Source organism: Leifsonia sp. HAY1-4F (assembly GCF_056755275.1).
Map to the genome: position 1 here is coordinate 1 of NZ_JBNDHX010000679.1, position 233 is coordinate 233.

General features: G+C 56.7%; 1 protein-coding gene. It reads left to right on the forward strand.

The window, feature by feature from the left end:
- A partial coding sequence (locus tag ACPYOG_RS20945) for an acyl-CoA dehydrogenase family protein (RefSeq protein ID WP_481295969.1) occupies positions 1-233 on the forward strand: 233 nt, incomplete at both ends.

Here is a 233-nt window from a genome sequence, read left to right on the forward strand (position 1 = left end):
GAGCTAACTACGCCTCTCCCGAACCAGGCGCAGGTGTTCAGACGATCGCCACCCGAGATGGCGATGAATGGGTCATCAACGGCAAAAAGAGCTACACCACAAACGGAACCGGCTGGAATCGCGAAGGCGTTGAGCTCATGACCGTCCTTTGCCGAACGTCCGCAGACCTTCCGCCTGATGAGTCTCTCGCCGTAATCGTCATTGAAAAGGGAACTCCTGGCGTAGAGACAGTC